Source organism: Streptococcus sp. ST16 (assembly GCF_046098135.1).
Classification (GTDB): Bacteria; Bacillota; Bacilli; order Lactobacillales; family Streptococcaceae; genus Streptococcus.
In genome coordinates, this window is sequence record NZ_JBJUSE010000004.1 from 144,673 (window position 1) to 169,490 (window position 24,818).

Sequence of the window (24,818 nt, forward strand, 5' to 3'; positions counted from 1 at the left end):
CTTTTGTTTCAAGGGCTTTCATGATATAATTGTAAAAAAAGACAGAACCTTTGTCAATGTATAAGTGACAAAGATGGAGAATTTCTATGACTTGGAAGATTGTAGCTGACTCTGGTTGTGATTATCGTCAACTGGCAACTCCTGCTATTGATACTGAATTTGTTAGTGTTCCTTTAACCATTCAAGTAGCTAATCAGGTCTTTATTGATGATGCCAATCTTGACATTGACCACATGATGGAAACCATGTATGCGACTTCCGAGGCTTCAAAATCAGCCTGTCCTAGCCCTGATGATTACCTGCGTGCATTTGAAGGTGCTAAGCATATCTTTGTCGTTACCATTACTGGTACTCTTTCAGGTAGCCATAATAGTGCACAGCTCGCTAAGAATATCTATCTTGAAGAACATCCTGACACTCAGATTCATGTGATCGATACATTGTCTGCAGGTGGTGAGGTTGACTTGATTGTTGAAAAAATCAATGAATTGATTGATCAAGGACTTTCTTTTGAAGAAATTGTTGAAGCTATTACGGCCTACCCCCAAAAAACAAAGTTGCTCTTTGTCCTCGCTAAGGTTGATAACTTGGTTAAAAATGGTCGTTTGAGTAAGCTTATCGGTGCGGTCGTTGGCCTTCTCAACATCCGTATGGTTGGAGAGGCTAGTGAAACAGGAACCCTAGAGTTGCTACAAAAGGCTCGCGGTGCTAAAAAATCCCTTCAGGCAGCCTATGAAGAACTCATCAAAGCTGGTTATGCTGGTGGACGTATCGTCATGGCTCATCGCAGTAATGAAAAATTCTGTCAGCAATTGTCGGAACGCTTGCTGGAAACGTTTCCTCAAGCTGATATCAATATCATCCCAACATCTGGTCTCTGTAGTTTTTATGCAGAAGATGGCGGTTTGTTGATGGGATATGAAATCAACTAAAATCATTAGCAACAAGAGATGCCAAGCATCTCTTGTTTTTTGTGGTACAATAGAGCTATGAAACATTTTGATACTATTGTCATCGGTGGAGGGCCTGCTGGTATGATGGCTACCATTTCCAGTAACTTTTATGGTCAGAAGACTCTTCTCATCGAAAAAAATCGGAAACTCGGAAAAAAATTAGCTGGGACTGGTGGGGGACGTTGCAATGTAACTAACAACGGAACTCTAGATGACCTACTAGCTGGCATCCCTGGAAATGGACGCTTTCTGTACAGTGTCTTTTCCCAGTTTGATAACCATGATATCATCAACTTTTTCACAGAAAACGATGTTAAACTTAAGGTTGAAGACCACGGTCGTGTCTTTCCTGCTAGCGATAAATCTCGGACTATTATCGAGGCCTTGGAAAAGAAAATCGCTGAGCTAGGCGGACAAGTTCTCACTCAAACAGAAATTGTTTCGGTTAAAAAGATAGACGACCAGTTTGTCCTGAAGTCCGCGGACCAGACCTTCACTTGTGATAAACTCATAGTCACAACAGGTGGTAAATCTTATCCTTCTACAGGTTCGACTGGTTTTGGTCACGAGATTGCCCGCCATTTTAAGCACACCATTACCAATCTTGAAGCCGCTGAGAGTCCTTTGTTGACTGATTTTCCGCATAAGGCCTTGCAGGGAATCTCACTAGACGATGTGACCTTAAGCTACGGCAAGCATGTCATCACTCATGATTTGCTCTTTACCCACTTTGGTTTATCTGGTCCAGCTGCTCTGCGTATGTCTAGTTTTGTCAAGGGTGGGGAAGTTCTCTCACTTGATGTTTCGCCTCAACTTTCAGTGGACGACTTGGTATCATTTCTAGAAGAAAATCGGGAAAAATCCTTGAAAAATGCTTTAAAAACCTTGTTGCCAGAACGCTTAGCAGAATTTTTTGTGCAAGGCTATCCTGACAAAGTTAAACAGCTAACCGAAAAGGAACGCGAGCAACTGCTCCAGTCTATCAAGGCCCTCAAAATCCCTGTCACAGGTAAAATGTCATTGGCTAAGTCCTTTGTCACCAAAGGAGGCGTCAGTCTTAAGGAAATCAATCCTAAAACCCTTGAAAGTAAGCTAGTCCCTGGCCTCCACTTTGCTGGCGAGGTACTGGATATCAATGCCCACACAGGTGGCTTTAACATCACTTCTGCCCTCTGTACCGGCTGGGTGGCAGGCTCAAATCCAATATATAAATAATTGAATGGCTAGAATCCCCAATAAGAAAGGAAGTCCTTTGGAACATATTATTTTACTAAGAGGCGTTACTCCTAATGGAAAAAATGCTATCCCGAAAATGTCTTATTTGGTAAATATTTTGACAGAAGCTGATTTTCAACACGTTCGAACCTATATTCAAAGTGGGAATATCATTCTTGAAAGTGACTTAGATTTAGAAAGAATACGAGAATGTGTTCATACTCTGATAAAGGAAAAAATTGGTGCTGACTTAAAAATGGTAATCAAGAGCAAAAGTGATTTTACAAAAATTATCCAAGAAAACCCGTTTGGAGAACACTATCTTTATGACCGTATACACGTGATTTTTTATCAAGGATCTATTCAAAGTCTCCCTTTAGAAAAATTAAAAATTGATTACGGTGAAGAAGAAATTTGTATCGGTAACCATTGCCTTTACCTCTATCTCCCTAGAACTGCAAAACAAAAGAAACTTAATACCAACTATCTTGAAAAGCTTTTTAATGTAGATTTGACCATGCGAAAACTAAATGTGGTAGAAAAATTATTAAGCAAGTAGTGCTTGAATTTAGTAAAAATCGGAAGAATACTCCTCCGATTTTATTTTGTCTGATTTTGGACATAGTGGGCAATCACATCTGACGTGTACTGGGCTGTTCCAGTTCCAAATTTATCAATGTTTTCCTTAAACTCTGGGTTGTAGACGTATCCTTTACCGATATGTCCGAAGACTTCAACGGAGCAGTCAAATCCATAAGTACGAATGGCTTGCAAGAGATTGGCTGCTTGCTCTTGGTTTTCAGTTGCTGTTGCAGGTAAACCAGCTTGAAGATTTTGCGCCAAAGTTTGAAAGACTTGGTTAAAGGCGGCCGTAGACTCATCTTCGCGACCCTTTTGGCGTTCGAGGGCTTGATCCATGACTTCTTGTCCATACTCCTCTACCGCTTCTTGGTGGTATTTTTGATTGTCTTGATAGCTAAATCCAGTGAATTTTTCCTCAATGGTCATTTTTCTTTCTCCTTTTTGTTCTTGAATGGTTTTTTGCAAGGTGGAAATCAAGGTATCCAGATGTTGCCTTTCTCGAGTTAGATACTCCAACTGCCTAGTCAAATGGGGCAATAAATCTGTCCTTTCTTCCTTTAACAGCTCTGCTATTTTCTCTAAAGAAAAGCCTAGATATTTGTAGTAAAGAATGACCTGAAGGCGTTCTAAATCCTCTTGACTGTATGTTCGATAGCCGTTTTCCGACTTTAAGGGGACCAAGAGTCCTATCTTGTCATAGTGGTGCAGGGTCTTGACAGAGACACCTGAAAGCTGCGCAGCTTCTTTTATATGGTACATGATTTCCTCCTTACAATGATAGTATAACCCCTCCCCTTAGGTCAGAGTCAAGTATTTTTGCGAAAATTTTTTAACTTTATGAGAAAACTGTGAAAACTTGAAAATGGTTTTCTTGACAGACTTCAGAAAACATGATAGGATAGTCAAGTCTATCAATCAAACAGAAGGCTCATAAAGAGCCATTGAGAGAAGGCTATTTGACAACTCAAGTAGCCTTTTCTTATTTTAAAAACAAAATTGGAGTTTAACTATGTCAGAAAAATCGCAATGGGGCTCGAAACTTGGCTTTATTCTAGCATCTGCTGGCTCAGCCATCGGTCTTGGTGCCGTTTGGAAGTTTCCCTACATGACTGCTGCTAATGGCGGTGGAGGCTTTTTACTGGTCTTTCTCATTTCTACCATTTTAATCGGTTTTCCTCTCCTGCTTGCTGAATTTGCCCTTGGCCGTAGTGCTGGTGTTTCGGCTATCAAAACCTTTGGAAAACTTGGCAAGAATAACAAGTACAACTTTATCGGTTGGATTGGTGCCTTTGCCCTCTTTATCCTCTTATCCTTTTACAGTGTTATTGGAGGTTGGATTTTAGTCTATCTAGGCATTGAGTTTGGGAAATTGTTCCAACTTGGCGGAACGGATGATTATGCTCAGTTATTTACTTCGATCATTTCAAATCCAGCCATTGCTCTAGGGGCTCAAGCTGCCTTTATCTTGTTGAATATCTTTATTGTATCACGTGGGGTTCAAAAAGGAATTGAAAGAGCCTCAAAGGTTATGATGCCCCTGCTCTTTATCATTTTTGTCATTATCATTGGACGCTCTCTCAGTTTGCCAAATGCCATGGAAGGCGTTCTCTACTTCCTCAAACCAGACTTTTCAAAACTGACCAGTGCTGGTCTCCTCTATGCTCTGGGACAATCTTTCTTTGCCCTCTCACTTGGGGTTACAGCCATGCTGACCTATGCGTCCTACTTAGACAAGAAAACCAATCTGGTCCAATCAGGGATTTCCATTGTAGCCATGAACATCTCGGTATCCATCATGGCAGGTCTAGCCATTTTCCCAGCCATGTCAGCCTTCAATATCCAGTCTGAAGGGGGACCTAGCCTGCTCTTTATCGTCTTGCCTCAACTCTTTGACAAGATGCCTTTTGGAACCATTTTCTACATCCTCTTCCTCTTGCTCTTCCTTTTTGCGACAGTCACTTCTTCTGTCGTCATGCTGGAGATCAATGTGGGTAATATCACCAATCAGGATAACAGCAAACGTTCCAAATGGAGTACCATTTTAGGGATTTTAACCTTTGTTTTTGGAATTCCTTCAGCCCTATCTTACGGTGTTATGGCGGATATTCATATTTTTGGAAAGACCTTCTTTGATGCCATGGATTTCTTGGTATCCAATCTCCTCATGCCATTTGGAGCTTTCTGCCTTTCTCTCTTTACAGGCTACATCTTTAAGAAAGCACTTGCCCAGGAGGAACTCCATCTTGATAAAACAGCATGGAAACAGGAACTTTTCCAAGTCTGGCTCTTCCTTCTCCGTTTCGTCACTCCAATTATCATCATTGTGGTCTTTATCGCCCAATTTATGTAATCAAAAAGGACTTGAGTAGTAAACTCAGGCCCTTTCTTTTTTTATGGATGGCTAACAATCAATTCCAAACCTTGCCCTTCCAAGGTCCAAGCTTCAACATCACTTGGTAGGATAAAGTGACTGCCTTTTTGGATTGGATAGTTTGTCCCATCAACAGACAGTTGACCTTGACCAGCTAAGACGCTGAACAGGCTGTAGTCAGCTGTCTTTTCAAAGTCAACTTTTCCAGTGATTTCCCACTTGTAAACGGCGAAGAAATCATTAGAGACAAGTAAAGTTGAACGCAAATCATCTGCCTTAACAGTCACAGGACGGCTGTTAGCAGGCTCTCCAATGTTTAAAACATCGATGGATTTTTCAAGGTGAAGCTCACGCAAGTTACCCTTGTCGTCCTTGCGGTCAAAGTCATAGACACGGTAGGTGGTATCGCTAGACTGCTGGGTTTCAAGAATCAAGATACCTGCGCCGATAGCGTGCATGGTGCCACTTGGTACATAGAAGAAATCTCCAGCCTTGACAGGGACTTTGGTAAGCAAGCCATCCCAGTTCTTGTCCTCAATTTGCTGACGGAGTTCTTCTTTTGACTTGGCATTGTGACCATAGATAATCTCTGAACCTTCATCTGCTGCGATGATGTACCAGCACTCTGTTTTTCCGAGCTCGCCTTCATGTTCTAATCCATAGGCATCGTCTGGGTGAACTTGGACGCTGAGCCAGTCATTGGCATCAAGAATTTTGGTCAACAGTGGAAATACAGGCTCTGGACGGTTGCCAAACAATTCACGGTGCTCCGCATACAAAGTAGCGAGGTCTGTTCCCTCAAAGAGCCCATTAGCGACCTTTGAAACCCCATTTGGGTGAGCTGAGATAGCCCAGTATTCCCCGATTTTTTCACTTGGAATGTCGTAGCCAAACTCATCACGTAGCTTGGTTCCTCCCCAGATTTTTTCTTGCATAACTGATTGTAAAAATAATGGTTCTGACATCTTATTCTCCTGTCTGATTTTTCTCCCCTCATTATAGCAAAAAGCTCGATTTAATTGAACTCTTTTTCACATCATATAAAGTAGGGAGAAGATTTTATAAAAATAGTGAACAAATGTGCTCTACTCAATACTTGCACCATTGCTGGCAATGACATCCTTATACCAGTAGAAGGATTTCTTCTTGCTCCGTTTGAGACTTCCTTGACCTGCATTATCACGATCCACATAGATAAAACCATAGCGCTTGTTCATTTCGCCTGTTCCAGCAGAAACCAGATCGATACAACCCCAGGTCGTATAACCGAGCAAGTCAACTCCATCTTGGTAAATGGCATCTCGCATAGCCTTGATGTGGGCCTCTAGATAAGCTATCCGATAGTCATCTGCTACATAACCATTCTCATCTGGTGTGTCCATAGCACCGAGTCCATTTTCTACGATGAACATAGGCTTTTGGTAACGATCCCAGATGGCATTGAGGGTGATACGAAGGCCAAGTGGGTCAATCTGCCAACCCCATTCTGAGGATTCAAGATAAGGATTTTCGAGAGAGGCAAAGACATTTCCAGCAGTCAGATCCCTCACCTCTGGATCGCCCGAGGCCACTCGACTCGCATAGTAAGAGAAGGAAACAAAGTCAACAGTGTGATTCTTCAACAAGTCCAAATCTTCTGCCGTCATTTGAATCTCAATACCCCCGCGCTCCCACTGCTTCTTGGCGTAGTTTGGGTATTCCCCACGCGCTTGAACATCAATGAAGAAGTAACTCTTGCGATCTTCCTCCATGGCTGCCCAGTAGTCTCTCGGATGAGCTGTGTTAGGATAGTATTGCCCTGCAGCTAACATACATCCCACCTTGTTTTCTGGGTCAATTTCGTGGGCAATTTTCGTCGCAAGGGCTGAAGCCACCAACTCATGGTGAGCCGCTTGATATTTGACCTGTTCTTGATTTTCTCCTTCTTCAAAACAGAGACCAGCTCCCATAAAGGGCGCATGGAAAATCATATTAATTTCGTTAAAGGTAAGCCAGTATTTGACCAAACCCTTATAACGGGTAAAGAGTGTACGACAAAGTTTTTCATAGAAGTCTAACATCCGACGATTGCGTCAACCACCGTATTCTTCAATCAAATGCATAGGACAGTCGAAATGCGTAATAGTCACCAGAGGTTGGATCCCATACTTGTGACACTCCTTAAATAAATCCTCATAAAAGGCTAGACCAGCTTCATTTGGCTCTGCTTCATCTCCCTTAGGAAAAATCCGAGTCCAAGCAATGGAAAGTCGATAAGTCTTAAAGCCCATTTCTGCAAAAAGCGCAATATCTTCCTTGTAATGATGGTACATATCAATGGCTTCCTTGGATGGGTAAAAATAACCCTCCTCAAACGAAAACATCTTTTTCTGACCCGTGATAATGGCTTCACGATCTGGACCGATGGGGACGACATCAACGTTAGCTAAACCACGACCATCGAGATTATAAGCACCCTCACATTGATTAGCCGCCGTTGCACCACCCCAGAGAAATCCTTCTGGAAATTGTAGTATTTCTGTCATCACTTTACCTCGATTGATTTGCTAATTCTAGTATACCATGAAAAGTAGTGAAAGTTTGATACTGTTCTATATTATTCCATTAGCTGAACCTCACTTTTAGAGTACATTTCAATCCTATCACTACTTCTTGTTATTTTCTACATTTTCCCAGAGGTTAGTCGTTTCATTCTTGCTACCAAAAAAGTGAGAACTATTAGGAAAATATAGCCTAACTCAAATAATCCATTTCTTTTCTTCTCTCCTGTATTTGGGAGGTTTCTTTTTTGTTCTGGCTTATTCGAATCCTTTGTTTCGACACTATTTTCTTTCGCTTTTATTTGTGTCTTATCTACACCTAAAGGAGAAATAGAAGCGTCAGGATTCTCTACTTTATTTTCCTCATTTTCTTTACCTCCACCCATATTCGATTGATTGTTTTCAGTAGGCGAAGCAGTGTTATGGTCTTCCGTAGGCTTTTTCTCTTGAGTCAATTCAGATAAATTCTTCACAAAACTAACCAGCTCTATGCTAACAAAACCAGTTTGTTTTTGTTGTGACTGCCCAGTAAATTCAATACCAATTTCTTTAACACTATCACGATTTTTAATTCCACTAATATCAAATCTTAATTCTGTCAACTCATCTGAAACCTTTTGGGCTTCTGAATTCACCCATTGCCAACTGTCGCCAACTTTTAAAAATAGTTTAGCTGATACAGGCACTGTTGTTTTCACACGTGCCACATACCAATCATAACTACTCAAGTCCTGACCTTTTGTCAGTTTCACCTCAGTCTTCTCACCTGATTCAGCATTTACCTGAGCTACTAGTTGTTTTTCTTTGACATGAATATCCGGCCCCTGCCAATCTAATGAATCACCTTCAAATGTATAGGTCAAAGGTTGGTATTTTTTCTCACCTTCCTTATCTGGAACAGGTGGTAACTGAGAATCTTTGATTGCTTCAATAGTGTCAAACTCAATACTTCCTACTCCTTTTTCTCCCCCCACATAAAAGGCGAATTGTGTCACTTTTTTTAAGCGTTCCTTTGTAATGCGTGCTTCTTGATGACTTTCCCAACCTGCTGGTTTAAATTCAGAAAATGGAATGGTCACTTTTCCATCTCTCGCTTGAGCAAGATCAATATCTTTTTCAAAACTAACTCCCCCAATCTGAACTTGAACAGTCAAATGCTGTTTAGGATGGGCCGTTGTTTTCATTTCAAAAGTAAGAGCATTCCGATCTTCCCAGTTCTTATCAAAAGAAAGCTGACGTCCCGCATAGCCATTATTTGCAATCGTATAGTCATATCGCATCTTATACTTTCCTTGTTCCGCTGCTGGTTGCAGAGAAAGTGAGATGGGATCTCCATTTGAAGAGTAAGCTTTTTCTAACAGACTATCTTCCCCCAGATAATTTTCAAAATCATCTACTAAATAGGGTGACGGTTGTACTTTCTTAGTATTTACAAAAAGTGTATAAGATTGAGTTTCTACTAAACCATTTTTATCATAGTATCTCAAAGTTAAAGTATGAGCTTTCTTATCTATACTATCTGATATCTGTAATTCCCCCTGGAAATAATCACCTACTCTTGATAATTCCCTTTCCTCACCAGCAAATACATAGGTTACTCGACTGTCCTCAGGAAGACCCTTGGTAACTATAGTTGATTTTCTTGACTCTACAAGAGAATGATCTGCCGGTCGAATCAAATAACGCTGGCTCTTTCTTTCACTTACAGGTATTATTTTATTTGTCCCATAAATCTTACCAACTTCATTTCGAAAAAGAGTATGATTATCTTTATAGAAGTCTTGGAAATCCTTCAATGACTCATGATTTCCACCTAAGTTTCCATTAATGTCTTTATAAGGAGTATAAAGATTATTAACTGTGTCAAAATTAGCCCAAGTCATCATATAAGCAATCTTTGAAGCTTCCGAATCTCCATTGATAGCCTTAAAAATCCGAGTATACCAATCCAGCGTATTTCCTTTTTCTTTCAGTCCTTGTGCACTATAGCCAAACTCTGTTAATGCAGCAATCTTACCCTTAGACTCAGCTAGAGAAACAATTTTATTAAGATCCTTTAACAAGGATGAAATATAAGCTTCCGATCCAGCATTCTCTTTGTTATCATAACTATCAATGCCAAAAACATCAACATAATCATCACCCGGATAAGTTTTCAAATAGCGATCATTGCCTGCTCCAGGAGAGTAAGCATATAAAATATTATGAACGCCTTTTTTATCCCTCAAGTACTCTACAGTATAACGATACAAAGCCTTGTACTGCTCTGGGTTAGTCGTACTTTCTCCCCACCAGAACCAACTGCCTGTTTGTTCATGAAATGGTCTAAAAATAAAGGGAATAGACTTATTGTCGGTGGTTTTCAAGCTATGAGCTAACGTTGCAATATTGTCTAACCAAGCGTTGAACTTATCATTTGCCTTCCCTCCAGGTAATATTTCGTTCACTACATCTCCTGATGTATCTTTAAAATCTCCACCAGTCACAAAATTATAAGGATGGGTACTGAGAGTTAAAATTCCCCCGAGATTGTGGGCCTTTTTCATAGATTGGCTGAGATTTTGAATACTTTGTTGAACATCTCCCTCAACACCAGGTTTCTCGTGTCCATCAATTGAAAGAGTGTCCCAACCAAATACTGCTGGATAATCTCCAACTGCATTTTTCACATCAGACTCTTCTGAAGCAATCCTTTGACCTTTTTCTGTCAGCGTCACTCCTTCATCTAGCGCATGTTGTTGTCCAAATAAAACTTCTTTTTTCCCATTCAACTCTTTTAAGTAGTTAAATAACTCTTTTGTTTCTTGTGTTGCTTGGGTATCAACAATAGCTATCTTATTCTCCTCGGCCTTCTTTTCAGAAGAGGGGGCATTAGTTTCCGATGCTTTACCAGTTACTGGAGTAATTTCTTCGTTTACCTCTCCAGTAGCTTCTTTTTCTTCTACTTTTTCAACACGAGGTGTTTCTACAGTCACTGTATTTTCATCTGTAGAAACAGGTACTGAATTTTCTGCGGCTAATACAGAGGGAGCTAGTAGTAAACTAGTTCCTAGTGTAAGACCTAGGATAAATTGTCTTTTCATGAATTGCTTCCTTTTTTATTCTAAAAAAAGAGAAACAGATGCCATTCGCAGGCTCTATCAAGCATCCGCTCACGAATCCGTTTCTCTTCTGTTTAATCTATTGCATTTTTTTCAATGACTCCTTTGAGCCAGTATCCTGATTTTTTGATGGTTTTAACTTGCGTATGAATGTCATTTGAAATTAGACCATAACGGTTGCGATAGGCATTTGTCCAAGACCAACAGTCAATAGGCGTCCACAAGTGATAACCAAAACAGTTTGATCCTTCTTGGATTCCCTTGTGAAGCCAGTCCAAATGTTCCTTGATAAAGTTAATACGATAATCGTCTTGGATTTGTCCATTTTCATCCATGAAACGTTCTTCTCGAGAAACTCCCATTCCATTTTCTGATACGAACCATGGTATGTTCTTGTAATTGTCTCTCACATTTACAGCGATATCATATAAGGCTTTGGGATAAATTTCCCAACCCTTGTCAATGTTCATTCTGCGTCCAGGCATGTCGTAATTATCATAGTAACGACTTGGAAGCCAGTCCCCAACTGAGTCTGGAGAGATATCTGGTCTCTTTACACGATTTGGATGATAGAAATTCACCCCTAAGAAATCAACTGTATTAGTAGCAAAAAGTTCTTCGTCGCCATCTTCTGTTTTCCAAAGGACTCCGTCTTTTTCAAGGACTGAAACAAGCTCCTCTGGAAAATGTCCATGTACTGCAGGCTCCAAGAACATCTTGTTATTCCAAAGTTCTGCAAAATGAGCCGCAGCTTGATCTTCTGGTTCTTCAGAAGCCGCATAGGTAGGAGTTAGATTTAAAACAGTACCGATACGTCCACCTTCTTTATCAAATCCCTTTTCACGGTAGAGTTGAATTGTTTTAGCTGTTGCTAAGTTCAAATGATAGGCTACCTGCACCGCTTTTTTACCATCTACTAGCTTTGGATAGTGGAATTGGTAGAGGTACTCACCATCAACGACTACCATTGGTTCATTATGAACCACCCATTCCTTTACTCTATCACCAAAGTATTGGAAACACTTTTCTGCAAATCCGATAAAAAGTTCCACTACATGACGAGATTCCCACCCCCCATATTTGTGGTAAAGTTCCACTGGAATATCAAAATGATGAAGGTTAAAAATAGGACGGATACCGTTCTCTAAAAAGGTATCAATGACGCGATTGTAATAGTCTACTGCCTGAAGATTAACCGTATTCGTCTCTAAATCATCGATTAATCGCGTCCACTGGATAGATGTGCGTACGCTATTTAGGCCAACTTCTTTCATTTTTGCAATATCATCCGCATAACTATGATAGAAGTTTGAAGCCGTATCTGGTCCTACATAGTTATAAAAAGCTTCTGGCTCCATATCATACCAGTAGTCAAACATATTTTTATGTTTTTTGTCAAAACGACCTTCACTTTGAGGACCTGACGTTGCAGCTCCCCACCAAAAATTTTCTGGAAATTGTCTCATAGAATCACTTCTCTTTCAAATAATTTTTTTCTTATAAAATCTTGATATTGTGGCAGATACTCATGTCCATATTCTGGATAAAACAGAATTTCCTGGATAGTTTTTGCCTGATTAATAACAGCGAATTGAGTTTTTGGATGACAAACAGAATCATCAAGCGCCATCGCCCAATAGATTTCTCCCTCAATCCTTGGTACCAAATATTGAATGTCAATATAATCTAGAGTTGAAAAAATCTCATCTTCTCGCTGATGACGAGGATCTCTTTGTCGAAACCAATAGGCTAGTTCCTCGTAAGCGGATTGATTTACATCTAAACGATAAGCCTCACGATAATCACTAAGAAAAGGATATTGCACAAAAACTTTCGAAACAGATGGCATCAAAGCTGCACAAACGAGAGCCAAGGCTCCACCTTGAGATACTCCATAGGACACTATTCTACTAGAATCAACCTCAGGCATCGTCATTATAATTTTTGTCAATTGATAAACATCCTGAAAGATGGAGCGATAAAAAAGGTTCTCTGCACCTTCTTCTATTCCTCGAATTAAATGTCCTCTCAAAGTAGCATATTTGGTGGAAGATCCATCTTCTGATATCCCGCCTTGACCACGAACATCCATGGCAAAGACAATCATCCCTTCTGAGGCCAGACCTATTTTATCACTCCAGTCACCTGAGCTCGAATGGTAACCATGAAACTGGAGAAGGGCTGGGAGTGGTTTCATATATTTCTTGGGATAAACCATCTGGCAAGAAACTTTAGAACCACCAACTCCCCTAAAAGTAAGAAGAAAGCAATCAACTTGTTTGGAAGGGAGAAGCATTTTCTCCAGTTGATATTCTGTTCCCAAGGTGTCAACTTCTAACTTCGCTTTATCCCAAAAATTATCAAAATCAACTGGTTTCTTCTGGCTTCCATTATAATTTCCCCACTTTGAGATTACTTCTTCTTTCAACATATCACTTGCCTACTTCTACTCTCTTAAAAATTTCACTAGCAATAAACTGAGCCCCTTGAGGGGTAGGATGCACCCCATCCTCACCCGTCAGCGATTTGGCTCCAACTTTGATAGCTTCTTCATTAATCAACCCATCTAAAGGAACAAATTCTAACTGGAACTCCTGAGCAAGTTTTCGAACCACCTGAATTTTTTTGTCTAAATCCACTCTCCAGCTTTCTCGATCGCTTGGCTCAGGTAGAACAAAAGGCTCCATTAATAGGATACGATGAATTCCCGCTTTCTGTAACTGTGTTAGTAATTTTCTATACTCCGTTGCAAATCGTTTTTCTTCTTTTTCACTTCCGAAAGATTGTTGGCCTACTTGGTGCCAAACATCGTTAATCCCAATAAGTAAAAAGACAACATCTGGTTTCAAATCCAAACAATCACGAATGCGATTATTTAGGTCATGAATATGATTGCCTCCAATTCCACGATTAAAGTAATAAAAATCTGATTCAGGGAATCTCTCAGTCAACATCTGACTAAGAGCTGCAACATAACCATTACCTAGACTTGTTTTATCTTCTCTATTTCGCCCCCATTCAGTGATACTATCCCCAAAGAAGACAATTCTATCATTCTTTTTTAGCTTCATTGCTCGCCCCCTGTGATTGAAAATGAGCTACAGCACCTAAAAGATTGGCATCATTGAAATATTGACATCTTTCTAATTGAAATTTCAGTTCTGTCGCATTATTATTTTTCAACAATTTACGGACACGTCTGTCAATTTCTCCTAACAATTCCTCCTGTTTGGATAAACCACCACCAAGCACAACGAGTTCTGGATCTAAAACTACTAAAACATTGTAGATTCCGAGAGCTAGGCTATCATATAAATCTGAAACTGCATTTTGAGCAGCGATAACTCCCTGATCCGCCAATGAAAATAAATCCTTACCTGAGAAAGATGAAGAAATAGACTGAGATTCTGCATACCGTTTCGCGCTCTGAACTGGACTAGCCAACACGCTCAAGGTCTCGTCACCTCTAAGTTGCATGCGACCAAATTCACCACCGAAAAGACTATTCCCCTTGTGCAATTTACGGTTTAAGACAAGCGCCCCACCTATTCCTGAACCTATGATGAAGAAGACAGCGTCCTTCACAGATTTTGCAACACCAAATTCAACCTCTGCAAGAGCCGCACAATTCGCATCGTTTTCGATTGATACAGGTAAGCCTAATGTTTCTTCTAGTTCTTTCACAATTTCAAAACGATGAATATAAGGAATAGCACTGCTGCCATAAATAATGCCTGCTTCTGAGTCTACTGACCCTGGTGAGCTAAATGCAGCCCCCTCTAAAGATTCATCTAAAAATTGATTGCGAACTGTAAGCAAGGTTCCCTTCATTTCTTCCCAAGTCGCAGGAGTAGGAAAAGAGTTTGTTTGCTCTAATGCTCCGTCCCGGAACAGTCCATATTTAACAGCTGTTCCCCCCATATCAAATGCTAGAATGGCCATGATTTCTCCTTTAGTAGTGTGTGACCATCATCTCAACTGAGAACTGGTCATATCGATGAACACTGATGGAATACTCAAATTGAACACCTGTATTTAAATACCCAATCTGCTCGGCAATGCCAACTGGATCGCCATGTTCCAAAGCCAACTCATCTGCTTCAAAATCAGTCGCTTTGCGTACAGAAATCGTTCGATGCCCACTCTGAATTTTCAATCCTAATTTTTCTTCAATGTATTCATAAATAGAACCTTCTACATCAGCTTTCGTCAGTCCTAGAATAACATCTAAGGGCATATAGGTTTTTTCAATGACTGTTGGCTTGCCATCAACTAAACGAACCCTGTATATCTCATAGACTGGGGTTCCTTCAGTCAGATTGAGCTTACGGCTGACCAATTGAGAAGCCTGTACAACTGAGAAGGACAAAACCTTACTGGTAACCTTCTTATCAGGGTTAAAGGCTGTTGTCCCACGCATCTGGTTATCAACAATCAGGCGTTCCCTATCCTCAACAGACAAAGATTTTACAAAAGTTCCTGCTCCACGGCGTTTGATAATCAGCCCTTCTCCGACCAAGATATCTAGGGCTTTCTTTACAGTTAATTTACTTGCGGCAAATTCATCTCCCATTTCCTTCTCGGAGGGGAGCTTTTGGTCCGATACATAATCACCTTCGATAATTCGCTTGCGAATACTATTTGCTATGATTTTATATTTTTCCATTTTATATCCATTCTAACTCTCCGAGAAGAGATGTATTAATCTTGAGCCTTGAGATAGAAAATCCTTGAATGAAAATCTCCTGGCATTTCGCGAGACCAATATTCCTGTTCACGTCCAATGTAATTTTGATTGAGAAGCAATCCGATATTCTCCAAATCTGCACCAGATCTCACTTGGTCAATGTATTTTTCTTTAATATGGTAGCGAGTATGACTATCTAGTCCAGACAGTTTTAAACGCTTATAGTTTGGATTGGGCTCAGCCAAAATCTGATAATGCGCTACCAAAGCTTCCTTTTTATCTTTACTAACAACCATCCAAGCAACTCGATTCATATCGTATGTCTCCAAACGATAGAAATCCCCTTGATAAATGAGTTCTTGGTATTTCTTGTAATCCTTGATTTGTGTCTTGATTTCATCCTTTTCAGATTGAGTCAATCGAGTTGGATCCAACTCATATCCAAAGGTTCCAAAGAACGCAACTGCTTTTCTCATTTCAAGAGAAGTTATTCTTGCTACCTGATGATTTGGGACTGCGGAAACATGACTACCCATGCTAGAGATTGGATAGACCATAGATAGGCCACTTTGAATGGATAAGCGCTCAACCGCATCCGTATCATCACTGGCCCAAATTTGTGGACTATAATAAAGCATTCCTGCATCAAAACGAGCTCCTCCACCAGCACAGGATTCGATCAGAATTTCTGGATACTCCTTCACTAGGCGTTCATAAAGAGAGTAAACCCCGAGAATATAGCGATGAAGAACTTCTCCTTGTTGGTTGCTAGATAAAACTTGAGAAAAAGCTTCTGAAATGTAGCGATTCATGTCTAATTTCAAATAATCTATCTGAACATTGGATAAAATTTCTTTCATCTGTTGAAAAATATCTTCTACAACTTTTGGATTGCCAAAATCCAAAACATACTGGTTTCGACCATGAGAAATATTTTTTGCAGGATTTCCAATCACCCATTCAGGATGTTCTTTATAAATGGAAGTATCCTTCGAAACCATTTCTGGTTCAAACCATAAACCAAACAAGAGGCCCTCTTGATGAACTTTTTCCGAAAAAGCTTTTAGCCCTGACGGGAATTTTTCTAAGTTTTCTTTCCAATTTCCTAATGAGCCTGAATCACTATTTCGGTTTCCAAACCATCCATCGTCTAGGACAAATAAATCGATGCCTAGATCCTTAGCTTCTTTGACAATCTCTAACAACTTATCTTCTGTAAAATCAAAATAGGTTGCTTCCCAGTTATTAATCAAAACAGGTCGTTTACGATTTTTCCAAGAACTGCGAATCAAATGCTTTCTATAGAAACGATGAAAGGTTTGACTCATTTGATTAAAACCTTGGTTGCTAAAGACCATCACTGCCTCTGGAGCAACAAACTCTTCACCTGCTCTCAAAGTCCATCTAAATTGAAATGGATTGATTCCCAGCTGAATACGCAAAATATCATAGTTATCTCGTTCAATTTGAGCTAGAAAGTTGCCACTGTAAATCAAGTTAAAACCATAGACATTTCCCTGATACTCTGTCGTAGTCTTTTGACACAAAGCCACGAAAGGATTGTGCATATGGCTGCTTGCACCCCGTGTACTTGATACTTGTTGAACACCTATATGAATACCTTCTCTACTGATATGAGCTTCTCGAGCCCAAGCACCATTTAGGTGAAGCCAGTCATAATTTTCGTTTGGTAAATCTAGATTTAAACTCATCAAACGATGAATGGAAATTGGTTCTACACCAGCATTTTCTATCCTTGCCTGCCTCGTCAAAACAGATTCATCAAGATAGAGTGAATAGGTTAGGTATAAGTAAACCTCCGAATAGCGGTCTTTCAACTTAACCTCTAATTGCTCTACTTGATTCTTATCACCAAAAGTTCCTGGCAAAGGTCCTTCTACTAATTTTCCATTTACTATCCGATAGGAATGATATTGAAATTGACTGATTCGATCACCAGATTCATATTCAATTTCAATCGCAGGATAACGAAAATCTGTCGTTCCGAAGCTCGGAACTTCTTGTTTAATATGCTCCAAGGAAGTCAATTGACTCCCTTCAACCAAGTTGTTGGATGGGCGAATCTCACGTTCAATAAGAAAACCAAAATCCCCCTGTTGGGGAATCCGCTCTCCAAAGTACAATTGTTCGAGCACTCCCGTATCTTCCATTACACGGAAGATATAGCTTACTTGTTCATTTTGTAAGTGAAATAGTTTTTGATTGTCATCGACAAAAATCATGTCGCACTCCTCTTTTCGAATTTTTGATAAAATTGGATTGTCTTGAAATACAATCCCGGAAGTATCATCCAACCAATAATATTTTGAGTTAAAGAGTACCAAAATAAAAGTAGCAAACAGAGAAGAAGACCTAGAGCAAAGATCCAACTACGACGAAACCAAGTTAGGGTTTGTTCTCCACTATTCTCTTTAAATTGGCTAAAAATGCTTCCTATGATAAAGCAGATAGCCCAGAAGATTGTTGATCCAAGAAAAAGAATTCGGGACACATCTCCCATCCTCTGAATAAACAATAACCAAGAAGCTAGACTAAGAGTCAAACTGGTTGATAGGAGGAAAGAGAAAAATCGATCTGAACCTGAAGCTGGTACTTTTTGTTTGAGAAACCTTAGCAAGGAATGTTCTGTCGATGAAGTAGACTCTACATACGAAAATGTTAATTTCATTGCAGGGATCCAAGCATAGACAAATCCCCTTTTAAAGAGTGTCGTCCAAAATACTAACGATGCTTGGACAACCAACAAACAAGTATCCGCAAACAGCTTGAGCTTCGATTTTTTCTCTGTCATCTAATTCACTCCTCCTAATTATTTGACTGCACCAGATACTCCGTTGTAGATGTATTTTTGTAGTGTCAGGAAGACAATCAAAATAGGTAAAATTACAATCACAACGCCTGCCAAAATAACCGGCCAGTTCGTTCCATATGGTCCCTTAAAAGCAAAGAGTGCAGTTGAAATAACTTTCAAATTCCGATCTGGCATATAAAGGAAGGGACTATAAAAATCATTATAGACACCAACCCCTGAAATGATAAGCATAGTAACGATAGGAGCCTTCAAATTTGGCAAAATGATGCGCCAGAAGATTCCAAAGTACCCTGCACCATCCAGAAAAGCTGACTCATCCAAAGAAATTGGGATTTCATCTAAATATTGAAGAAATACATATACTGAGATAACATCTGTACCTAGATTCAGCAAAATAACTGACCAAATCTTATTGAACAATCCAAGAGAATTAATGATTTGGAAAGTAGCCACCTGACTAGTAATCCCAGGAATCAGCATTGCCAGTACGAATAATGTTAAAATCGGTTTCTTCAATTTAAAATCAAATCGACTCATAGCATAAGCAAACATAGAAGCCAAGGTCAGCTTTCCTAACATACTTACTACAAATATAATCAAAGTATTTTTAAAGCCCAACAACATTTGACCATTGACAAAGGCTGTTTTGTAATTTGAAAAATCAAGTGACTTGGGCAATTCTAAAACGCCACTAGTTAAAAATTCTTGATTTGATTTGAAAGAACCAATGAATACCACCAAGATAGGTAATAAAGCAACGATTGCCCCAGCTATTAAGACAAGGTATTGAAAACATTTCCCTACCGTAATTCTTTTGCTTTTCATACTTTCCGTTTCCTTTCTTGTGTAGCGTATTTTTGAACCAATGAAACAACGATTACAATCACAAGTAAGATGATCGCCATTGCAGAGGCTAAACCAACTTTATTATATTTAAAGGCTGTATCAATTGTTTGGATAACAAATGTGGTTGTACCATTTGAACCACCCGTCATGATATAAGGAATATCAAAGACGCTAAGGGAACCACTAACTCCCAAAATAATATTTAAGAAGATAATGTTTCGGATACTTGGCATAATGATGTATCGAAACTGATTCCATCTATTAGCACCGTCAATCTCAGCTGCCTCATATACTTCAGGGTTGATAGACTGGATTGCCCCTAAAAAGACAAGAAAGTTAAATCCAGTATAGCGCCAAACTGATGTGAAGGCAAGGGAAATATTATTAATCGAGCGGTCCCCTAGCCATAAATGAATTTGGTCTCCAAGACCGATTGCTTTCAAGACTGTATCAAGTGTTCCATCCCCCTTAAAGAAGTATAGAAAAATGAAACCAATAGCAACCCCATTCAGCAAATAAGGGAAGAATAAGATCCCTTTCCATAGATTGGCAAATTTCACCTTGAATGAAAGGATGGTTGCAAATAGCAATGCTAGAGCCAACTGTAAGAAGGTCGCTAGGAAATAATAGAGACTTGTTTTAAAAACTGTAAAGTAGTTCGGATTTGTCAATACAGTTTTGTAGTTTTCAAGACCTACAAATTTGGGATTTGTACTATAGCCATTCCAGTCTTGTAAACTATACTGAAACATTTTTAATAAAGGGTAGTAAGAAAAAGTTAAAATTAGTAAAACTGGAATAATAGTGAAGCAAAAAATCACAAGATTCTTTTCGAAATTCTTCCCAAATGATTTTCTCACCATACGGATCCTCCTTCAATAGATAAGGGAGCGGAATGCCTAGTATCATCCTTCAGTTTCCACTCCCGTATTTGATTAGTTTGTTGCTATTTTTGAAATTGCATCAGACCAACGTTGGTTGAAATCTTTCATGATATCTTCAAAGCTTTCTTTTGAATTACCAAGCGCTGCATCAATAATGCGTTGTTTCTCTTTATCAGTTGTACCGATACCAAGTTGAGATTCGTTATTCAAGTCACTAAAGAGTGATTCTTTTCCTTTTGGTGCTTGATTTTCTTCTACAATTTGGACGCCTGCCTTTTGACTAGATTTAAGTGAGTCTGGGTATTCTGCACCTTTAAGTGTCGGAATTCCACCATTATCTTTTGCGTAGTCTGATTCATTGACCAACCAATCAAGCAACTTGCGAGCAGCTTCTTTGTGTTTGCTGTGAACATTAATACCATAGTTATAGTCACCAGCCGAAGTCATGTATTGTTTCCCATCAGCTGCTGTTGTTGGAAATGCTTGAAATTGAATATTTTTAGCATTATCAGGATTTGCTTGTTGAACTTGTGGAACAGCCCAACTTCCCAAAACCATAACCGCGATTTTTCCATTTGCAAGATCCACTTTTGATTGTTCCCAATCTGATGTGGTTGGATCTGCTTCAACCAATTTATCTTTGGTTACTGTATAGAGCAGATTGTAGATTGTATTTAATGGTTTGCCAGAGTCAAATGGAGATTTGTCTGATGTCATTTTGAAACTGTAGTCCATATCACCTGCAACACCTGCTTTTACAAAATCCCAGTTTGACAAGGTCCAACCTGCCGCATAGTTTGTATAAAGAGGTGTCACTTCAGGATTCTTTTCTTTAATTGTTTTTAAAGCTTTTACGAAGTCTTCTGGAGTTTTAGGAAACTCTTTAATACCTGCATCTTCAAAAACTTTCATATTGACAACCATACCTGTCGCATTCAACTGGCTTGGAATACCATAGCTGACACCTTCGTAAGAACGATCGTTCAATGAAAGGTATTTTTCTGATAGTTCCGATTTTTGTCCTAAAGGCTCAAAGAAATTCGCATAATCTTGAGCCTTAATATCACCAGGAATCATTAACAAGTCACCGTAATCATCACTGTTCATACGAGTTTTAACTTGTCCAGCGTAATCAGTAATAGTTTGAATTTCCACTTTAATATCTGGATTCTTTTCATTGAATTTTTTGATGTATTCATCCCATTTGCCGTTTGCTTCCCAGTCTGTTCGATGGTTGATAAAGGTAATGGTTTCCTTTCCATCTTTCGCTTCTTGAGATCCTCCGTTTGAGCATCCTACCAAGACCATTGAAGCTAGAGTCACCACGCCAATACCTATCAAACTTTTTTTCATCAGATTTTCCTCCGTTGTTGTGTGTTTTTGTTTTAAAGATATCTTTTAATAAGATTATAGCACAATATTTTTTAAAAGTATATACTTTTATCAAAAAAGTATATACTTTTTTGAAGAAGCTAGATAGGCGCTTGTTTTTTTATAGTAGAGAAATAAATAGAACGGGCTGAATAACAAAAAAAGACCAGAATATCTGGCCTTTCAGCTTTTTTCATATACATCATTTTAAACTACAACAACCAACAATAAATAATCAGTAAAAGAAGCACCAATATAATTGGTTTCAAAGACTGACACAGCAGGACAAACTTGAGTTAGCATTACTTGTCTCATCTTCTTTCAAAAAGTATTCTAGTCCAATGAACAATTAATGATAGGTCATGTCATTTTCGATCCTCATCCTTATATACCATCTTAAAACTTCTCAATGACTGCTTCCAAATTTTGAATCACATCTTATTGGAACGACGTTTACGAATATCTTACCACACTTTATTTCTGGTGTATTATACGTGATACAGTTGAGTCTGGTATTAAAAGGAGTAACTAATTTCCTTCCTCTTTAATCTAAGTTAAATCAGAGCTGTAATAGCCGTTACTAGACCAAAAACGATACCCGGTGCATTGGCAGCTGCAAGTGGAATATCTCTTTCTTTTTTGAAAAGACCGTAGTAAACCCAGAGACTACAGTTGATTGCAGCAACCAAGGGCTGGATGAAATTTCCTTTTTGACCAGCTAGGTTGTTCATAATTTGTGGGAAGTAAGACACGTACATCATAACAGACATGAAGGTCGCTACCCAACCCAAAACTTTCATTTGTTTTTCAGACATTTTCAAAACCTCTTTCATTTTTATGAATCATATTTTATAATCTTTTTCCAAAACAATCAAGACTTTGATGCTTTTGTTATGAAGATGTAAACTATCACAATCTTGTGATAAGAAAAAGACCGGATTGCTCCGATCTTTCAATAGTTCCTATTCTCACATTCTGTTTTAAGAATAATTATGGTTAGCTTCAAATGATTAAGCGACCTATTTCATACGATAAAAATCAATCACTAGACCAGCAGGGCCTTTAACTAGTAGCGATTCTGTTCCCCAATCAGTTACAGCTGGACCGTGTAAAATCTCAGTGCCAATCTCTTTTAACCGTTGGTAATTCTGATTTAGATCCTCAATCTCGATGTGAAGAATGATTCCTGACTGAAAATTGTTCAAAGGAATCAGGTGATTTTGAGATAACATGAGACAATGACTGCCAATCGTAAACTGAGCAAAACTGTCATCAACATAATCGGCTTTTTTATCCAAAATACGCTCCAAGTTAGCACAGACCTGAGGAACATTTGAAACGATGATATCTAATTGATTTAAATTCATTTACTATCCTCCACAAAAAGACCGGATTGCTCCGATCTTTTCAAGTTCTGCTCTAAGAAAATCAAAGAATAAAATCTACAAAGTTTACATTTGATTTTCGATGAGAGGAATTATTTGATTGCGCGTGATTGCAATCCTTCTTCTTCCAAGAAGAGACGGAATGGTACGAGTTCTTCTGCTTCGTATTTTTCCTTGAAGGCTTTGATTGCTTCTTCTGAGTGAAGTTTTGGATCCAATTCAAGTACTTCTACTGGAAGTGGACGGTGTTGAGTAATGCGAGCATCGATAACAACAGTTTTACCTTCTTTGTTCAATTTAACAGCTTCTGCAACAACTGCATCGATATCTTCGATACGGTCAACTGTAAATCCAACAGCTCCTTGAGCTTCAGCGATTTTCGCGTAGTCCGCGTTAGGGAAGTCACAACCAAACAAGTGTTTGTTTGTGTCTTCGTATTTGTCCTTGATGAAGGCATATTTACCATTTGAGAAGACAACGTTGATAACTGGAAGGTCGTATTGAACGTTGGTAATCACGTCTGGGTAGCACATGTTGAATGCACCGTCACCCATGATGTTCCATACTTGGCGATCTGGATTGTCTTTCTTAGCAGCGATACCACCAGGAAGGGCAATACCCATTGTCGCAAAGAGTGGAGATGTGCGCCACATGTTCTTAGGTGTCATGTGAAGGTGACGAGTAGATGTTTGAGTAGTGTCACCTACGTCGATTGAGTAGATAGCGTCTTGGTCAGCATATTTATTAATAGCATTGTAAACTTGGTACAATTGCAATTCACCCTCAGTTTTACCTTCGAGTTTGTTCATGTAATCACGCCAGTTTTGGTTGTTCTTAACGTTTGCACGCCACCATGGAGTAGATTCAACTGGGTTCACTTTGTCAAGGATAGCTTTGGCTGCTTGACCTGCATCACCAAGGATAGAAGCGTCAAGGGCATGACGTTTACCAAGTTTGTAAGGGTCGATATCCACTTGGATGAATTTTTCAGTGTTCTTGAAGGCTTCGTAAACTTCAGCAAACGGGAAGTTTGAACCAAGGAAAAGAACTGTGTCTGCTTCAAAGACAACTTCGTTGACTGGTTTCCAACCAACACGGTAAGCAGAACCTGTCAAACCTTCATAGTTCCATTCGAAGGCTTCAAAGTTTTTACCAGTTGTGATGATTGGTGCTTTGATTTTACGTGACAATTCAGTAATCACTTCACCCGCTTTGACACCACCGTAACCAGCGTAGATAACTGGACGTTCAGCATTGTTCAAGATTTCAACCGCTTTGTCGATTTCAACTTCGTTCAAGGCAGGAGCAATGAATGAACGCTCGTATGAACCTGAACCGTAGTATGAATTTTCGTCGATTTCTTGGAAACCGAAGTTTACTGGGATTTCAACAACAGCTGGACCTTTTTTAGAAACTGCAGCACGGCAAGCTTCGTCGATTACTTTTGGCAATTGCTCTGCGTAAGCTACACGTTTGTTGTAGACAGCGATGCCGTTGTACATTGGGTTTTGGTTAAGCTCTTGGAAGGCATCCATGTTGAGTTCGTTAACAGGACGTGATCCAAGGATAGCAAGGAATGGAGTGTTATCCATAGCTGCATCGTAAACACCGTTAATCAAGTGAGTCGCACCTGGACCACCTGAACCAACTGCAACCCCGATTGAGCCGCCGAATTTAGCTTGCATAACCGCTGCAAGAGCACCTGTTTCTTCGTGGCGAACTTGCAAGAAGCGGATATCTTTGTCTTCAGCCAAAGCATCCATCAATGAGCTGAGTGTTCCTGATGGGATACCGTAGATTGTGTCTACGCCCCATGTTTTCAATACGTTGAGCATTGCTGCAGATGCAGTAATTTTCCCTTGAGTCATAATGATAACTCTCCTTCAAATATTTTTAAAACTTGATAAATCCGTTTTCATATACTAATTGGAAACGTTTCAGCAAATTTTTACTCTACTACTTTACCACATTTGTTTTGGGTCTCCTAAGAATGTGCTCAGAAGTTTTTATTCTCTATTACAGTACAGTTTGAAAACGTTTTATATAACTG

Annotated in this window: 19 protein-coding genes and 1 pseudogene; 4 read left to right on the forward strand and 16 right to left on the reverse strand. The window is 39.4% G+C overall.

The genetic code is table 11. The features are described 5' to 3' along the window. Positions 1 to 86: 86 nt before the first annotated feature. The 3 genes from ACIY14_RS04495 to ACIY14_RS04505 are packed head-to-tail and all read left to right on the forward strand — an operon-like array spanning position 87 to position 2,727. Positions 87 to 932 (forward strand): DegV family protein, encoded by an 846-nt coding sequence (locus tag ACIY14_RS04495; protein WP_409001682.1) that lies wholly within the window; start codon positions 87 to 89, stop codon positions 930 to 932. A gap of 57 nt (positions 933 to 989) precedes the next feature. Then, the gene (locus tag ACIY14_RS04500; protein WP_409001683.1) at positions 990 to 2,168 is read left to right on the forward strand and encodes an NAD(P)/FAD-dependent oxidoreductase; all 1,179 of its coding nucleotides are present in this window, start codon (positions 990 to 992) and stop codon (positions 2,166 to 2,168) included. Between the two features lie 37 nt (positions 2,169 to 2,205). Next, on the forward strand, positions 2,206 to 2,727 hold the full coding sequence (locus ACIY14_RS04505; protein WP_409001724.1) for a DUF1697 domain-containing protein: 522 nt from the start codon (positions 2,206 to 2,208) through the stop codon (positions 2,725 to 2,727). A gap of 41 nt (positions 2,728 to 2,768) precedes the next feature. Here ACIY14_RS04505 and ACIY14_RS04510 read toward each other — a convergent pair whose 3' ends face one another. Further along, complete coding sequence (locus ACIY14_RS04510) at positions 2,769 to 3,509, reverse strand: MerR family transcriptional regulator (RefSeq protein ID WP_409001684.1); 741 nt, start codon at positions 3,507 to 3,509, stop codon at positions 2,769 to 2,771. A 250-nt stretch (positions 3,510 to 3,759) separates the two neighbouring features. On the opposite strand from ACIY14_RS04510, the gene ACIY14_RS04515 reads away from it, so the two are divergent. Next, a complete protein-coding gene (locus tag ACIY14_RS04515; protein WP_409001685.1) occupies positions 3,760 to 5,100 on the forward strand; it encodes a sodium-dependent transporter in 1,341 nt (446 codons plus the stop codon). A 41-nt stretch (positions 5,101 to 5,141) separates the two neighbouring features. Here ACIY14_RS04515 and manA read toward each other — a convergent pair whose 3' ends face one another. From manA to spxB, 15 genes and pseudogenes are all read right to left on the reverse strand, one after another. Beyond that, on the reverse strand, positions 5,142 to 6,086 hold the full coding sequence (gene manA / locus ACIY14_RS04520; RefSeq protein WP_409001687.1) for a mannose-6-phosphate isomerase, class I: 945 nt from the start codon (positions 6,084 to 6,086) through the stop codon (positions 5,142 to 5,144). Between the two features lie 120 nt (positions 6,087 to 6,206). Beyond that, a pseudogene (locus tag ACIY14_RS04525) lies at positions 6,207 to 7,646 on the reverse strand (6-phospho-beta-glucosidase). Between the two features lie 137 nt (positions 7,647 to 7,783). Continuing rightward, complete coding sequence (locus ACIY14_RS04530; RefSeq protein ID WP_409001688.1) at positions 7,784 to 10,744, reverse strand: glycosyl hydrolase; 2,961 nt, start codon at positions 10,742 to 10,744, stop codon at positions 7,784 to 7,786. Between the two features lie 92 nt (positions 10,745 to 10,836). After that, positions 10,837 to 12,228 carry a glycoside hydrolase family 1 protein gene (locus ACIY14_RS04535; RefSeq protein ID WP_409001689.1) on the reverse strand — a complete coding sequence of 464 codons (1,392 nt, stop codon included), beginning with the start codon at positions 12,226 to 12,228 and terminating at the stop codon, positions 10,837 to 10,839. After that, the gene (locus ACIY14_RS04540) at positions 12,225 to 13,193 is read right to left on the reverse strand and encodes an acetylxylan esterase (protein WP_409001690.1); all 969 of its coding nucleotides are present in this window, start codon (positions 13,191 to 13,193) and stop codon (positions 12,225 to 12,227) included. The genes ACIY14_RS04535 and ACIY14_RS04540 overlap by 4 nt, the downstream gene beginning before the upstream one ends. A gap of 1 nt (position 13,194) precedes the next feature. Then, on the reverse strand, positions 13,195 to 13,833 hold the full coding sequence (locus ACIY14_RS04545) for an SGNH/GDSL hydrolase family protein (protein WP_409001691.1): 639 nt from the start codon (positions 13,831 to 13,833) through the stop codon (positions 13,195 to 13,197). Next, positions 13,814 to 14,704, reverse strand: coding sequence for an ROK family protein (locus ACIY14_RS04550; RefSeq protein WP_409001692.1), 891 nt, complete (start codon positions 14,702 to 14,704; stop codon positions 13,814 to 13,816). The genes ACIY14_RS04545 and ACIY14_RS04550 overlap by 20 nt, the downstream gene beginning before the upstream one ends. 10 nt (positions 14,705 to 14,714) lie before the next feature. Beyond that, entirely contained in the window at positions 14,715 to 15,428 is a 714-nt protein-coding gene (locus tag ACIY14_RS04555) for a GntR family transcriptional regulator (protein ID WP_409001693.1), read from the reverse strand. A gap of 35 nt (positions 15,429 to 15,463) precedes the next feature. Then, positions 15,464 to 17,692, reverse strand: coding sequence for an alpha-galactosidase (locus tag ACIY14_RS04560; RefSeq protein ID WP_409001694.1), 2,229 nt, complete (start codon positions 17,690 to 17,692; stop codon positions 15,464 to 15,466). A 587-nt stretch (positions 17,693 to 18,279) separates the two neighbouring features. Beyond that, positions 18,280 to 19,107, reverse strand: a complete 828-nt coding sequence (locus ACIY14_RS04565) for a carbohydrate ABC transporter permease (protein ID WP_050390070.1) — start codon at positions 19,105 to 19,107, stop codon at positions 18,280 to 18,282. Further along, entirely contained in the window at positions 19,104 to 19,991 is an 888-nt protein-coding gene (locus ACIY14_RS04570; RefSeq protein WP_050253164.1) for a carbohydrate ABC transporter permease, read from the reverse strand. Before ACIY14_RS04570 ends, ACIY14_RS04565 begins: the two co-directional genes overlap by 4 nt. Before the next feature lie 72 nt (positions 19,992 to 20,063). After that, positions 20,064 to 21,365 carry an ABC transporter substrate-binding protein gene (locus ACIY14_RS04575; protein WP_409001695.1) on the reverse strand — a complete coding sequence of 434 codons (1,302 nt, stop codon included), beginning with the start codon at positions 21,363 to 21,365 and terminating at the stop codon, positions 20,064 to 20,066. Between the two features lie 572 nt (positions 21,366 to 21,937). Next, positions 21,938 to 22,198: a SemiSWEET family transporter gene (locus ACIY14_RS04580; RefSeq protein WP_001291476.1), complete on the reverse strand. Its 261-nt coding sequence runs from the start codon at positions 22,196 to 22,198 to the stop codon at positions 21,938 to 21,940. 204 nt (positions 22,199 to 22,402) lie between these two features. Continuing rightward, positions 22,403 to 22,750 carry a VOC family protein gene (locus ACIY14_RS04585; RefSeq protein ID WP_409001697.1) on the reverse strand — a complete coding sequence of 116 codons (348 nt, stop codon included), beginning with the start codon at positions 22,748 to 22,750 and terminating at the stop codon, positions 22,403 to 22,405. Positions 22,751 to 22,860: 110 nt separating this feature from the next. After that, a complete protein-coding gene (gene spxB, locus ACIY14_RS04590; RefSeq protein WP_409001699.1) occupies positions 22,861 to 24,636 on the reverse strand; it encodes a pyruvate oxidase in 1,776 nt (591 codons plus the stop codon). Between the last annotated feature and the right edge of the window lie 182 nt (positions 24,637 to 24,818).